Raw genomic sequence first — 13016 nt, 5'->3', positions numbered from 1 at the left:
CAACCGGTGGCCGCGAGGTCGTCGAAATAGCTAGGTGACAGTTGCCCCGGCGCCTTCCAGATCACCAGATGCTCGTCGGCCAGGATCAGGTGCGGAAAATGCAAGGTCGCGTCCATGCCGGCTGGATCACGAGCGTTGAACCGATCGGTGAAGGCCTCGATGCAGGCAATGGCGGCGGTCGCGGGATCGCTCACCTACTTCTTCTGACCGCGCGCCAGGGCTGCCTTGGCGTCGGCCAGGCTCTGCACCCGGGCGAGAGACTCGGCGATGGCGTTGTCGGGCGCCGGCGACAGACCCTGGGCCTGGCGATAGAGGGCGATGGCCTTGCCGTAGTCGCCGGCGCTCTCGGCGCAGACCCCCAGGTCGTAGACGGTGTCCAGATTGCCCGGCTGGGCGCTATTGAGGCTGGTCCAAGCCTGGCAGGCCGTCGCCATGTCGCCGCTGGAGGCGGCCTTCACCGCGGCGGTGAACTGCGGCTTCAGGGCGTCGCTCAAGCCCACGCCCTTGGTCTTCAGGGTGGCCGACAGCGTGGTGTTGTAGGGGGCGATATCGCGGCGGATGTCGCCCAGGATGTCGCGCTGGGCGTCGGTCACCATGGCCAGGTCGCCGGTGGACGGCGAGTCGTTCCCGCACCAGGAAGTATTGCGGTTGGCCCGCTTCTGGGTGGAATAGACCACCCGGCCGGTGGCCACGTTCACCAGGCTGGGCGTGACGATCAGGTCCACATTCCGGCGCCAGCACGGCACGGGGAAGGACTTGTATTCCTTGCACTTGTCCCCTTCCCACCGAACGCAGCGGCTCTCGCTGCCCTGATAGTTGGTGGTGTTGAAGTCGGTGCCGACCGTGCCCAGGATCACCCCCTGGGCGCCCACCGACCGGCCATAGGGCGCGGCGTCGCGGGGATTGCTGGGGCCGCCGGTCGCCACCACGTCGAAATAGGGGCGGCCGTCAAAGGCGGCGGAGAACAGCTCGGCCTGCAGCGCCGACTGGAACTCGCGTCCGCCATAGCCGTCGAAGCCGGCCACGGCGACCTTCCGGATATTGGCGGTCTCGGCATAGCGCGCCGGGAAGCGGGCGCTGATGTCCACGGTCGTGGCGCACGCTGACAGCACCATCATCAGACCGGCGCAAACCCCCAGCCGCGAAATCAGACGCAGACCCATTTCGTAAGCCCCCCAGCTACCCAAAGTGGGGATAGGATAACAGCAGAGCTTGGAACCGCAACCTGGCGTCGCGAGGGGCGGCGACTCACCAATTCTACCTAGTTCGTCACGGCGTCCCGGAATCCGTTGACGATGGGGTATCTCCGGTCGCGCCCGAACGCCCGCGGTCCAATCTTCACGCCCGGCGCCGCCTGGCGGCGCTTGTATTCGGAGTTGTAGAGCAGGCGCTGGACCCGCTCGACGGTTTCGGGCGCATGCCCGCGTGAGACGATCTCGTCCAGGGTGGCCTCCTCCTCCACCAGCCCATGCAGGATGGCGTCGAGCTCGGCGTATTCGGGCAGGCTGTCCTGGTCCTTCTGGTCGGGCCGCAGCTCGGCCGAGGGCGCCTTGGTGAGGATACGTTCAGGGATCGGCGAGACCGCCACCCCATAGGGATCGTTGGCGTTGCGCCACTCGCAGACCTCATAGACCTGGGTCTTGTAGAGGTCCTTCAGCACGTTGTAGCCGCCGCACATGTCGCCGTAGAGGGTGGCGTAGCCCACCGCCATCTCGCTCTTGTTGCCTGTCGTCAGCAGCATCGAGCCAAGCTTGTTGGACAGCGCCATCAGGGCCAGGCCCCGGGTGCGGGCCTGGATGTTTTCCTCCGTCAGGTCTGGCGCGCGGTTCCCGAAGTGCGGCGTCAGCATCTGAGCGAAGGCGTCCACGGCCGGCGAAATGGCGATCTCGTCCAACCGCACGCCAAGCCGCGCCGCACAGCCGGCGGCGTCGTCCAGGCTGTCCTGGCTGGTATAGCGCGACGGCAGCATGAAGCAGCGGACCCGGTCAGGGCCCAGGGCGTCGGCGGCCACCACCGCGACGATCGCCGAATCCACCCCTCCGGAAAGTCCAAGCAAAACACCGGGGAAGCCCGACTTGTTCACGTAGTCCCTCAGGCCCAGGACCATGGCCCGGTAAACCTCCTCCGGTCCCGACACCCAGTCGTCCATGGGGGCGTCGACGCAGACCCAGACGCCGTCCTCGGCCTTCTCCCAGACCGTCAGGGCGACGGCCTCCTCGAACATCGGCAGGCGCATCACCACCTCGCCCCGGGCCGACAGGGCGAAGGAGCCGCCGTCGAACACCAGCTCGTCCTGGCCGCCCACCTCGTTGACATAGACCATCGGCAGGCCGGTCTCGGCGACCCGGGCGGTGGCGACATCCATGCGTTCGGTGTCGGCCAGCCGGCGGAACGGCGAGCCGTTGGGGACCAGCAGGATCTCCGCGCCCTGGGCCTTCAGGTCGGCGCAGACCCCGGCCGCCCAGATGTCCTCACAGACCGGAACGCCCAGCTTGACGCCCTTCCATTCGAAGACCGACGGCCCCTCGCCGGGCTCGAACACCCGCTTCTCGTCGAACACGCCGTAGTTGGGCAGGTCGCACTTGAAGGCCACGCCCTTGACCTCGCCGTCGGCCAGGAAGGCCAGCGCGTTCCGTGGCTTGCGGCCGGGACCTTCGGCGGGCCAGATCAGCCCCACCAGGGCCGCGCAACTGTCCTTGGTGGACAGGGCCAGCCGTTCAACCGCGGCCTTGCCGGCGGCCCACAGGGCGGGCTTCAGGGCCAGGTCCTCCGGCGGGTAGCCGGTGAGGAACAGCTCGGAGAACAGCGCGATGTCCGCGCCCTCCGCATGGGCCCGGGCGATCCGCTCGCGGGCAAGCTGCTCGTTGGCGGCGATGGCGCCCACGGTGGGGTTGGCCTGGATGGCGGCGATGACGAGACGATTGGTCATGCTTCGTCATGTAGCCGCGCCGCCCGCCCCTCGCCACCCCGGAAAGCGGCGGCAGCGCGACCTCCTCCTGGATCGTCATGGTCGGGCTTGTCCCGGCCACCCATGATCTCCGTGGCGAAGGTGGTTCACCTGCGGCGACGTTCGCGCGCTCTGTGGGCAAGCGGGGATCATAGCCCCCTGTGACAAACTCTAAAATTGCGGGGTGTACCAACGCTGGAAATGCCCGCCATTGGCGCCACCGGCGCACTTACTGATCTCTCTGTTCGGTGTGGGTGGCGGACAAACGTCAAAAACGGCGATCAAAGGTGACGCTTCCGCCTCCATGGTTGGGGCGCTAAGCGTCATGGATGCGCATCGCTATTATTGGGGCCTATGGGCTCATCGGCTCATATGTATCCGCCCGGTTAGTTGCGGACGGTCATGTGGTTGTCGGCGTCGGGCGCGACATCGACGCGGCCCGTCGTCGCTTCCCCGCCCTGGCGTGGAAACGCGCCGACATGGCCAAAACCTCGGTCGCGGATTGGGCCATTGTGCTCGCCGGCGCGGAGGCCGTGATCAACTGCGCCGGCGTCTTGCAGGACAGTCCGCGCGATGACCTGAAGGCCGTCCATGTCGAAGGGGTTCATCGCCTGGCCAAGGCCTGCGAGGGGATCGGCGTCCGCCGTCTCGTGCATATCTCGGCGGCCGGGGTTGAGCCCGGGCTGAGAACGGCCTTCAACGACACAAAGCTGGAGGCCGAGACCCTTCTGGCTCAAAGCTCGCTGGATTGGATCATTCTGCGTCCCGGCCTCGTATTCGCCCCGGCGGCCTATGGCGGCACGGCCTTATTGCGCGGACTAGCCGGATTCCCCGGCGCCAGCCCCTTGGTCTTCGGCGAGAGCCTAGTCCAGACAATCGGGGCCGAGGACCTGGCTGTCGCGGTCGCCCGCTGCCTGGCCCCGCACGCGCCAACGCGCGTCAGCCTAGACCTGGTCCACGGCGAGGTTCTGACCCTGATCGACCTCGTCGGCCGTCTGCGCGGCTGGCTGGGGCTGCAGCCCGCGCGGGCGATCCGCGTGCCGCTCGTTGTAGCTCGGGTGACCGCCGCCGCCAGCGACGCCCTGGCCTGGTTGGGCTGGCGCAGCCCAATGCGCACCGCCGCATTGGAGCAACTGCGGATGGGCGTTCGCGGCCGGACAGAAGACGCGGCGCGCCTGGGATGGGCGCCGCGATCCTTCGACGCCCTGCTGGCCGCCGCCCCCTCAGGCGTGCAAGAGCGCTGGTTTGCCCGCACCTATTTCGCCAAGCCCGCCATCCTGGCCTGCCTTTTCGCCTTCTGGCTAATGTCGGGGTTGATCGGTCTGACGGTTGGATTGAAGGACGCCATCGCCGTCCTGACCGCCACTGGCGTAGACGCAGGGCTGGCGGCCGGCGCGGTGATCGGAGGGAGCCTGGTCGACATTGCCCTGGCCCTGCTGCTGATCTGGCGACCGACCGCCGCCCGCGCCTTGCAGGGCATGCTGCTGGTCACGGCTGGCTATCTGCTTGGCGGCGCCCTGGTGCGCCCCGACCTGTGGCTCGATCCGATGGGGCCGCTGCTCAAGAGCATTCCCGCTGCCTTCCTGGCCCTGGCGGCCCTGGCCACGCTGGACGAACGCTGATGGACCTGTACGCCCTGCTGAAGATCGCGCACGTGATTGGTGCGACGGTGCTGCTTGGCACGGGCGCCGGCATCGCCTTCTTCATGCTGATGGCTCATCGCACGCGCGACCCAGCACTGATCGCCCACACCGCCCGGATCGTGGTGCTGGCCGATACGGTGTTCACGGCCTCGGCGGTGATCCTGCAACCTATCACCGGTGCGGCCCTGGCCCACTTGGCCGGCTATCCACTGCTCTCGGGATGGATCGGGCTAAGCCTGGTTCTCTATATCGTCACCGGCCTGTTCTGGCTGCCAGTGGTGTGGATCCAAATCCGCCTGCGGGATCTAGCCCTTCAAGCCGTCGCGACTGGCGCGCCATTGCCTGATGACTATTTCCGCCTGTTCCGTCTGTGGTTCGTGCTGGGTTTCCCGGCCTTTGCAGCCGTCCTGGGTATCCTCTGGCTGATGACGGTCAAGCCCGGCATCTAACCTGCAACCTGTGCCTTGCCCGTTCGTGTGGTTCGTGTGGTTCGTGGTTCCAAGTCTTTCGGCCGCGACACCGCAGGGCGGATCAAGATCGTCTACGAACGACACGAACGGCGGGTCACTCCCAGCCGCCCGGCATGAATATGGGTCCCGGCCTTCGCCGGGATGAGCCGGGCATTTGCGACGGCCGGCACACGCGCCCGCTACGCCCCCGGGTGCAGTCCCGGCGCTTCCTGGCCCGTGCGGGACACATATTCGGTATAGCCGCCATCGTAGCGGTGGACGCCCTGCGGCGTCAGTTCCAGCACCCGGTTTGACAGCGCCGCCAGGAAGTGGCGGTCGTGGCTGACGAAGAGCATCGTGCCCTCAAAGTCCGCCAGGGCCGCGACCAGCATCTCCTTGGTGGCCATGTCGAGGTGGTTGGTCGGTTCGTCGAGGACCAGCAGGTTCGGCGGATCAAACAGCATCCTGGCCATGACCAGCCGCGCCTTTTCGCCGCCGGACAAGACGCGGCAAGGCTTTTCGACGTCGTCGCCGGAGAAGCCGAAGCACCCCGCCAGAGTGCGCAACGCACCCTGCCCCGCCTGGGGGAACGCGCCGTCCAGAGACTCAAAGACGGTCTCTTCGCCGTCGAGCAGGTCCATGGAGTGCTGGGCGAAATAGCCCATCCTGACGCTGGCGCCCGTGCTGACCGTGCCCTTATCGGGTGCGGTGGCGCCGGCTACGAGCTTCAACAGCGTCGATTTTCCGGCGCCGTTCGCGCCAAGCACACACCAGCGCTCCTTGCGTCGCACCAGGAAGTCGAGGCCCTCATAGATCGGCTGGTCGCCATAGCCCTTATGGACATTGCGCAGGTTGATCACGTCGTCACCCGACCGCGGCGGGTTCCTGAACTCGAACTGGATCGCCTGGCGGCGGCGCGGCGCCTCGACGCGGTCGATCTTGTCGAGCTTCTTGACCCGGCTCTGGACCTGGGCGGCGTGGCTGGCGCGCGCCTTGAACTTCTCGATGAACTTGATTTCCTTGGCCAGCATGGCCTGCTGGCGCTCGTACCGCGCCTGGCGTTGCTGTTCGCCCATCGCGCGCTGCTGGTCGTAGAAGTCGAGATCGCCCGAATAGGTGATGAGCGAGCCGGCGTCGATCTCCACCACCTTGCCGATGATCCGGTTCATGAAGGCGCGGTCGTGGGAGGTCATCAGCAGCGCGCCCTCGTAATTCTTGAGGAAGGCCTCAAGCCAGATCAGGCTTTCCAGGTCGAGGTGGTTGCTGGGTTCGTCCAGCAGCATGCCGTCGGGCCGCATCAGCAGGATGCGGGCCAGGGCCACGCGCATCTTCCAGCCGCCGGACAGCAGGCCGACGTCGCCGTCCATGCGCTCCTGGCTGAAGCTCAGGCCCGCCAGGACCTCGCGAGCCCGGGCGTCCAGCGCGTAGCCGTCCAGCTCCTGGAAACGCTCCATCACCTCGCCATAGCGTTCCATGTTGGCGTCCAGCTCGCCGGCCTGGTCCGGATCGACCATCGCGGCCTCCAGCTTGGCCATCTCGGTGGCGAGCGCGCTGACGGGGCCGACGCCGTCCATCACCGCGGCGACCGCGCTCTGGCCCGACATCTCGCCGACATCCTGGCTGAAATAGCCGATGGTCATGCCGGGATCGATCGCCACCAGTCCGTCGTCCGGCTGCTCCTGACCGGTGATCATGCGGAACAGCGTCGTCTTGCCGGCGCCGTTCGGACCGACCAGCCCGACCTTTTCGCCCTTCTGGACCCCCATCGAGGCCTCGATGAACAGGATCTGGTGGCCGTTTTGCTTGGAGATATTGTCGAGGCGGATCATGGGGCGGTCTGCTAGCCCGGCGCGGCGGCGAAGGCCAGCCTCAGAGCCACCCGGGCGCGATGATCGGCCCGGGTCTCCGCTCATCCCGGCGAAGGCCGGCGCACAAACCCGCTAACCCTCCCCGCTCTCGGAGAGGGCCTCAGGACAGCCGAACTCTCGAACCGCTAGTCGTCGCGGTGAACGCGTTCCCGGCGCTCGTGGCGTTCCTGCGCCTCGAGGCTGAGGGTCGCGGTCGGCCGCGCGTCGAGACGGGCGACGCCGATCGGCTCGCCGGTGTCTTCGCAATAGCCGTAGGAGCCATCGGCGATACGGCGCAGGGCTTCGTCGATCTTGGAGATCAACTTACGCTGGCGATCACGGGTCCGCAGTTCCAGGGATCGGTCGGTTTCCGACGTCGCCCGGTCGGCCAGATCCGGATGGTTCTCGGTTTCGCTTTGCAGATGGACGAGCGTCTCGCGGGATTCCCGCAGGATGTCGTCTTTCCACGCTTGGAGCTTCTTCTTGAAGTACTCAAGCTGACGCTCGTTCATGAAGGGCTCGTCCTCGGAAGGATGATAACCCGGCTTGTCAGCCATGACTGCGGCTGTGGTCATTTACGCCTCACGCCCCCTAGAGTACCGCCCCTTTAGACACGCCGGGCGCTTATACCAAAACGAATTAACGATTCAACGAACCTCATTCGCCAAGGATCATTAAGCCGCACGTCTCGCGCATTCCAACTTCGCCAACTCTACCGCCGCTCGGGTTTCGATCTCGTCAAGAACACCCTCGAGGCGAATGTCCTCGGTGCCCTCGCGCTCGTCACGGATCGCTGAGCGCAGCGCGTCGAGCTTGGATTGCGACATCTCGCCCGCCAGCAGGCCCAGCTTCAGGTCGTCCAGAACATCCAGCAGACGGCCGGCCCGGCGCACCGCGCGGCGGCGGCGCTCCAGCGGCCCGCCCATCTCCTGCAACGCTAGGATGGAGTCCACGCTCATGACCCCGGAGAGGCCCGTGGCGCGCGCCGCCTGGGCCGGAGCCGATGCGGCCCCGGCGGTCGGCAGCTGGAAGCCCTGCCCGTCGGCGCCGCGGGCTTTTGAGGCCCCGCTCACCGATCCCACGCCGTTTGTTCCGTTGACCTTCATGGGTGAGTCGAACTCTTGACCTGACGTTTCAACCTACTCATCGCGCCGCCATGCTTAGGGTATGGTTAATGCCGGGCAACTTCTGCCGCCACGGCGCCCCCTGCCGCCTGCGGCGAATCGCCAACCCCTGGAATCGCTAGGGTTTTCCTCGATCTCGACTGGCACGCCCATCGCATAGGCAAGAACGACTTCTCTCTGTCCGTTCGCCCCCGGGGTTCCATGCGTCGACCGCTCCGCCTGTTCAGCGCCGTCCTTCTGGCCGCCGCCCTCGTCGCCGGCCCGTCCTTCGCCAAGTCGCGGATCAAGGACATCGTGGAGTTCGAGGGGGTCCGCGAGAACATGCTGGTGGGCTACGGCCTGGTGGTGGGCCTGAACGGCACCGGCGACAGCCTGCGCAACGCCCCCTTCACCAAGCAGAGCCTGGAGGCCATGCTGGAGCGTCTGGGGGTCAATACCCGCGACGCCAACCTCAACACCAAGAATGTGGCCGCCGTCATGGTCACCGCCAAGCTGCCGGCCTTCGTGGCCAGCGGCTCTCCCATCGACGCCAGCGTCTCGGCCCTGGGCGACGCCAAGAGCCTGCAGGGCGGCACCCTGCTGGTCACCCCGCTGCTGGGCGCCGACGGCCAGGCCTACGCCGTGGGCCAGGGCACGGTGCAGACCGGCTCGGTCTCGGCGGGCGGCGCCTCGGGCTCCTCGATCTCCAAGGGCGTGCCCACCGCCGGCCGCATCGCCTCGGGCGCCATCGTCGAGCGCGAGATCGGCTTCCAGCTGGCCGGCATGGCCCAGATGCGCCTGACCCTGCGCAATCCCGACTTCACCACCGCCAAGCGCATCGCCGACGTCATCAACGCCAAGTACCCGGGCTGCGCGCGGGCCGACAATCCCACCATCGTGACCATCCAGCCCAATGAGGGCGCCAACATGGTGGGCTTCATCGCCCAGATCGAGAACCTCACCGTCCAGCCCGACGACGCCGCCAAGGTGGTGATCGACGAAGTGGCCGGGGTGGTGGTCATGGGCGAGAATGTCCGCATCTCCACCGTCGCCATCGCCCAGGGCAACCTGACCATCAATGTCCAAGAGAACCCGGCGGTCAGCCAGCCGGCCCCCTTCAGCCAGGGCCAGACCACCATCGTGCCTCAGTCCGCCGTCTCGGTGGATGAGGAAAAGGGCAAGCAGCTGATCACCCTGCGGGAGGGCGCCTCGCTCTCGACCCTGGTGGCAGGTCTGAACGCGCTCGGGGTCACGCCGCGCGACATGATCTCCATCCTGCAGGCCATCAAGGCCGCGGGCGCCCTGCAAGCCGACATCGAGGTGATGTGATGGCCGACATCGCCGCGCCGGCCGTCAACCTGACCCCCGTCCCCGCCCCCATGAGCGCCGCCGAACTGGCCAAGCGCGGCCAGATCGCCCAGACGGCCAAGGACTTCGAGGGCTCGTTCCTCACCGTCATGCTGGGTCAGATGATGAAGGACGTGAGGGTCTCCGAACCCTTCGGCGGGGGTGAGGGCGAAGAGATGTTCAAGTCCTTCATGAACGAGGCCATGGCCAAGCAGGTCGTGAAGACGGGCGGCATCGGCATCGCCGACGACGTCGCCAAGGAAATGTTGAAGCTTCAAGGTCTGAGTTAGGAAATCACGATGGCTCTCTCCGCCCTGGACGCCGCCGACCGCGTCGAACAACTGATCATCCTCACCGAGCGCCTCACCGAGCTGGTGGCCCTGGAGGCCCAGGCCTTCGAGCAGCAGCGCCCGCAGGAGGCCATGGCTCACATCGAGGAAACCTCGCGCCTGGCCAATATCTACCGCCACGAGTCGGCCCGCGTGCGCGCCAACCCGGCCATGGTGGCCGCCGCCCCCGTCGCCCAGCGCACCCGCCTGATCCGCGCCACCGAGGCCTTCGACAGCGTGCTGGCCCGCCAGGGCCGCGCGCTCGACGCCGCCCGCACGGTCACCGAGGGCCTGGTCAAGACCATCGCCAACGAGGTCGCCGCCCAGCGCACCACCGGCTCGGGCTACGGCCTCAAGGGCGCCCCCTCGGCCCCCGGCTCAGCCACCAGCATCACCCTGAACAAGCGCGCCTAGGGCCACACCGGCGGAGCCGATCCACGAGTCCGCCTCGCGGCCGGACGCCGAAGGCGAATTTCGACCCTGTGTGGACGGCTCTCTGTCGGCAAGGGTGTTCTTGAACTTCTGCGAAGCTGGTCGGTGCGGCCAATTGCGGGCATTCAGCGGTCATTATCGAGCGGGTTCGACAGGCTGGCTCGCCACTACCTCGCCTTCGTCCACATCGCCGCCTCTATGGTCGGGATGCGGTGATGTCGATTCGTCCTAGGCGTTTCCAGGGCTGGCGTTTTCCTCCGACGCCTATATAGGTAGGCGCCTACATTAATGGTGGAGCAGTTTCGGTGCGCATTCAGATGACACGGCGAGGGGTGATGGGCGCGACAGCAGGGCTGGGCGTCTTGAGCTGGGGCGGCCTTGGTCGAGCAGAGGACGACGGAGGCTCCATCGCCGCCCGTCTCGACGCCGCTGTGGATCGGGCGATCGCCGATGCGGATTTCTCGGGCGCCTTGATGCTGAAGCGCGGCGACCAGGTCGTCTATCAGCGTGCGGTGGGCCATGCTGAGCGGGTGTTCGGCGCAGCGAACCGTATCGATACCCGCTTCAACATCGCCTCCATCGGCAAGATGTTCACCGCCACGGCGGTGCTGCGCCTGACCGAACAGGGGCGGATCGACCTGGACGCCCCGATCCTCCGCTACCTGCCCGACTATCCTGCCCGCGCCATCGCCGAACAGATCACCGCCCGCCAGCTGCTGTCGCACAGCTCCGGAATCGGCAACTACTGGGAGGCGATCGCGGAGAAGCCGTCCCAGGCCTTCCTCGAGACCCGCGACTTCCTGCCCCTGTTCGCCGACCAGCCGCTGGAGTTCACGCCCGGCGAACGGATGGGCTATTCCAACGGCGGCTATGTGATCCTGGGTCTGATCATCGAGGCCGTGACCGGCGAGCCCTACGCCGAGCACATCGGGCGCACGATCTTCGAGCCCCTCGGCATGAGCGGCAGCGGCTACTGGCCGCTCGATCTGGTCGTGCCGAACCGGGCCGACGGCTACACCCGCGACGAGGCCGCTCCCGGTGCCTGGCGCAGCAACCTCTTTGTCAACCAGTTCCGGGGTGGTCCGGCGGGCGGCGGTTATTCGACTGTCGAGGATCTGTCGACCTTCATCAGCGCCCTGGGCGACGGCCGGCTCCTGTCGCCACAGATGCACACCACAGCGACCACCGGTCTGTTCGATATGGGCCGCGCGCGCTACGGCCTGGGGTTCATGGAAGAGACCGTCAACGGTCATCGCATGTTGGGGCATACCGGCGGCCATTTCGGCATCGCCGGCGAGGTCTGGCGCTACCAGGATCTGGACGTCACCGTCGCCATGCTGAGCAACAGCGAGGTCGACGGCTACTGGGCGCTGAACGTTGCGGTGAAGGACATCCTGTGCGGACCCAGCCCGGCGACCGACGCCTGGCGTCTGGGCATGGCGATGGCAGCGGCCGCCGGGGGCGACAGCGTGGCGGCCGCCCGCGCTCTGTTCGACGCGAGGCCGCAGGGCCTGCAACCGCGCTCGGTCTTTGAGGTCGAGGCGGCGAAAGCCCGCCATCGTGGAAATCCGGCCGCTGCCGACCGGATCATGGCGATCGCCGCCATCCTCGAGCCACCAGCATGACCGATCTGAAGGGCGGCCATGGCGCGACCATAGGCGCCCAGTTGCGCCGTCTGTCGGAGCGGATAGACCGCGACGTCGGCCGGGCCTACGCCCGGTTGGGCATCCGGTTCGAACAGCGGTGGTTCGGTGTCCTGAACCAGATCGTCCTGAACGGGCCGATGACGGTCGGTGACCTCGCCGCCGCGCTCCGCATCACCCACGTCTCGGTCAGCCAGTCGCTGCGCTCGCTGGAGGCAGCCGGCTATGTGCGGGCGCTGCCCGACCCCCGGGACGCGCGTCGCCGCAGGCAATTCCTGACCGACGAAGGCGAGGCGCTGGTCGCCCGCCTGACCCCTTTGTGGCTCGCCATGAACCGCGAGGCCGAGGCCATCAACCGCGAGGCGGGCGACGTCGCCGCCCGGCTGGACCGGCTGGATCAGGCCTTGGACCGCAGCTCGTTCTACGACCGGCTTGTCGCCGTGGTCGATGTCATGAACAAGCCTCAGGCATAGCTGAAATTGATCAAGATGCGTTCAGATTTTGCCGCGTTCACGGGCACTTCGGGGCGGAAACGGACTGTGGCTTGCCCTGGCTCAGACCGTAAAGTCCGCTCCCCCTTGGCAGTCACCGCCAAGGTCCGCTTTCCGGACGGGAGCCTTCGACCGAAAGCTACCCCCGGCGGACTTCCCGCGCCCGCTTCCACAGCACCGTCGCCGTCATCGCGATCAGCACCAGATTGGTCACCGCCAGGCTGATATCGAGGCCCGTGGCTTGCACGGTCAGCATCACCGTTTCCAGCACCAGCAGGCCGCCGGCGGCCACGACCAGCAACGGCCGGCCGTGCTTCCACGACAGCAGCGGAGCCAGCACCAGAACGGCGAGAATGATTTCGGCGACGCCGAGACCCCGGACCAGGTTCGGTGTCACCAGCGCCGGCCAGCGCATCAGCTCGACGAGGTTGGTCATCGGCTCGCTGACCTTGGCGTAACCCGCCGCGATGAAGAACATCGCGATCCAGCCCTGCAGCGTCCAGAGGGTCAGGTTGCGATAGCTGGCATTGAGGCGCGAGCGGGCGGGGGAAAGCGTTTGAGCGGTCATTTTGGGCACGCCGGGGAGGGCGCTCTTGTTATTGGCAACAGTTGCGATGTCGGATCGCGTAATCCAATCCGCAAGTGCGCGAAGCGAGACCGTAACCATCCGTGATCGCCTTCTGCGAGTGGTCGGCGGCCGAAGCGTGGCCGTTTCTATAATTCCTTGTAATCCAGACCCGGTTTCCATGCCCTTAAGCGCGCCTCGGGGGGCGGCGGGACGGGGC

14 protein-coding genes are annotated in these 13016 nt (G+C 67.0%); 7 read left to right on the top strand and 7 right to left on the bottom strand.

What is annotated here, in order from left to right; translation table 11 throughout:
- The 3 genes from AAC997_RS19265 to AAC997_RS19255 all read right to left on the bottom strand — a co-directional run.
- On the bottom strand, positions 1-194 hold a 194-nt coding region (locus AAC997_RS19265), incomplete at its 3' end, for a hypothetical protein (RefSeq protein WP_340647325.1).
- Positions 195-1163: a hypothetical protein gene (locus AAC997_RS19260; RefSeq protein WP_340647324.1), complete on the bottom strand. Its 969-nt coding sequence runs from the start codon at positions 1161-1163 to the stop codon at positions 195-197. It lies immediately after the preceding gene.
- Between the two features lie 98 nt (positions 1164-1261).
- Positions 1262-2929 (bottom strand): NAD+ synthase, encoded by a 1668-nt coding sequence (locus AAC997_RS19255; protein WP_340647323.1) that lies wholly within the window; start codon positions 2927-2929, stop codon positions 1262-1264.
- 347 nt (positions 2930-3276) lie between these two features.
- Between AAC997_RS19255 and AAC997_RS19250 the strand changes: the two genes are divergently transcribed.
- Positions 3277-4569: an SDR family oxidoreductase gene (locus AAC997_RS19250; protein ID WP_340647322.1), complete on the top strand. Its 1293-nt coding sequence runs from the start codon at positions 3277-3279 to the stop codon at positions 4567-4569.
- Positions 4569-5039, top strand: coding sequence for a DUF2269 domain-containing protein (locus tag AAC997_RS19245; RefSeq protein ID WP_340647321.1), 471 nt, complete (start codon positions 4569-4571; stop codon positions 5037-5039). Before AAC997_RS19250 ends, AAC997_RS19245 begins: the two co-directional genes overlap by 1 nt.
- 200 nt (positions 5040-5239) lie before the next feature.
- On the opposite strand, the gene AAC997_RS19240 is transcribed toward AAC997_RS19245, so the two are convergent.
- The 3 genes from AAC997_RS19240 to AAC997_RS19230 form a co-directional block, all read right to left on the bottom strand.
- Complete coding sequence (locus tag AAC997_RS19240) at positions 5240-6868, bottom strand: ABC-F family ATP-binding cassette domain-containing protein (RefSeq protein ID WP_340647320.1); 1629 nt, start codon at positions 6866-6868, stop codon at positions 5240-5242.
- A 164-nt stretch (positions 6869-7032) separates the two neighbouring features.
- On the bottom strand, positions 7033-7461 hold the full coding sequence (dksA, locus tag AAC997_RS19235) for an RNA polymerase-binding protein DksA (protein WP_340647319.1): 429 nt from the start codon (positions 7459-7461) through the stop codon (positions 7033-7035).
- Between the two features lie 99 nt (positions 7462-7560).
- Positions 7561-7992 (bottom strand): flagellar assembly protein FliX, encoded by a 432-nt coding sequence (locus tag AAC997_RS19230; protein WP_340647318.1) that lies wholly within the window; start codon positions 7990-7992, stop codon positions 7561-7563.
- Positions 7993-8211: 219 nt separating this feature from the next.
- Here AAC997_RS19230 and AAC997_RS19225 point away from each other — a divergent pair, with 219 nt between their 5' ends.
- The 5 genes from AAC997_RS19225 to AAC997_RS19205 all read left to right on the top strand — a co-directional run bounded on the left by AAC997_RS19225 (position 8212) and on the right by AAC997_RS19205 (position 12213).
- Positions 8212-9318 (top strand): flagellar basal body P-ring protein FlgI, encoded by a 1107-nt coding sequence (locus AAC997_RS19225; protein WP_340647317.1) that lies wholly within the window; start codon positions 8212-8214, stop codon positions 9316-9318.
- A complete protein-coding gene (locus tag AAC997_RS19220) occupies positions 9318-9626 on the top strand; it encodes a rod-binding protein (RefSeq protein WP_340647316.1) in 309 nt (102 codons plus the stop codon). The genes AAC997_RS19225 and AAC997_RS19220 overlap by 1 nt, the downstream gene beginning before the upstream one ends.
- Positions 9627-9635: 9 nt before the next feature.
- Positions 9636-10079, top strand: a complete 444-nt coding sequence (locus AAC997_RS19215) for a flagellar basal body protein (RefSeq protein ID WP_340647315.1) — start codon at positions 9636-9638, stop codon at positions 10077-10079.
- 323 nt (positions 10080-10402) lie between these two features.
- On the top strand, positions 10403-11722 hold the full coding sequence (locus AAC997_RS19210) for a serine hydrolase domain-containing protein (protein WP_340647314.1): 1320 nt from the start codon (positions 10403-10405) through the stop codon (positions 11720-11722).
- The gene (locus AAC997_RS19205; RefSeq protein ID WP_340647313.1) at positions 11719-12213 is read left to right on the top strand and encodes a MarR family winged helix-turn-helix transcriptional regulator; all 495 of its coding nucleotides are present in this window, start codon (positions 11719-11721) and stop codon (positions 12211-12213) included. Before AAC997_RS19210 ends, AAC997_RS19205 begins: the two co-directional genes overlap by 4 nt.
- Before the next feature lie 157 nt (positions 12214-12370).
- Here AAC997_RS19205 and AAC997_RS19200 read toward each other — a convergent pair whose 3' ends face one another.
- Positions 12371-12799, bottom strand: coding sequence for a DoxX family protein (locus AAC997_RS19200; RefSeq protein ID WP_340647312.1), 429 nt, complete (start codon positions 12797-12799; stop codon positions 12371-12373).
- Positions 12800-13016 lie beyond the last annotated feature (217 nt).

This window comes from Phenylobacterium sp. (assembly GCF_037968635.1).
Lineage (GTDB): Bacteria > Pseudomonadota > Alphaproteobacteria > Caulobacterales > Caulobacteraceae > Phenylobacterium.
Note: the sequence above shows the minus strand (reverse complement) of the source record. Positions and strands in the feature narration are given on the sequence as shown.

Coding starts and splice junctions, on each gene's coding strand:
- AAC997_RS19230 (WP_340647318.1), bottom strand. CDS start 7,992: ATGAAGGTCAACGGAACAAACGGCGTGGGATCGGTGAGCGGGGCCTCA.
- AAC997_RS19240 (WP_340647320.1), bottom strand. CDS start 6,868: ATGATCCGCCTCGACAATATCTCCAAGCAAAACGGCCACCAGATCCTG.
- AAC997_RS19200 (WP_340647312.1), bottom strand. CDS start 12,799: ATGACCGCTCAAACGCTTTCCCCCGCCCGCTCGCGCCTCAATGCCAGC.
- AAC997_RS19260 (WP_340647324.1), bottom strand. CDS start 1,163: ATGGGTCTGCGTCTGATTTCGCGGCTGGGGGTTTGCGCCGGTCTGATG.
- AAC997_RS19250 (WP_340647322.1), top strand. CDS start 3,277: ATGCGCATCGCTATTATTGGGGCCTATGGGCTCATCGGCTCATATGTA.
- AAC997_RS19245 (WP_340647321.1), top strand. CDS start 4,569: ATGGACCTGTACGCCCTGCTGAAGATCGCGCACGTGATTGGTGCGACG.
- AAC997_RS19205 (WP_340647313.1), top strand. CDS start 11,719: ATGACCGATCTGAAGGGCGGCCATGGCGCGACCATAGGCGCCCAGTTG.
- AAC997_RS19225 (WP_340647317.1), top strand. CDS start 8,212: ATGCGTCGACCGCTCCGCCTGTTCAGCGCCGTCCTTCTGGCCGCCGCC.
- dksA (WP_340647319.1), bottom strand. CDS start 7,461: ATGACCACAGCCGCAGTCATGGCTGACAAGCCGGGTTATCATCCTTCC.
- AAC997_RS19220 (WP_340647316.1), top strand. CDS start 9,318: ATGGCCGACATCGCCGCGCCGGCCGTCAACCTGACCCCCGTCCCCGCC.
- AAC997_RS19215 (WP_340647315.1), top strand. CDS start 9,636: ATGGCTCTCTCCGCCCTGGACGCCGCCGACCGCGTCGAACAACTGATC.
- AAC997_RS19255 (WP_340647323.1), bottom strand. CDS start 2,929: ATGACCAATCGTCTCGTCATCGCCGCCATCCAGGCCAACCCCACCGTG.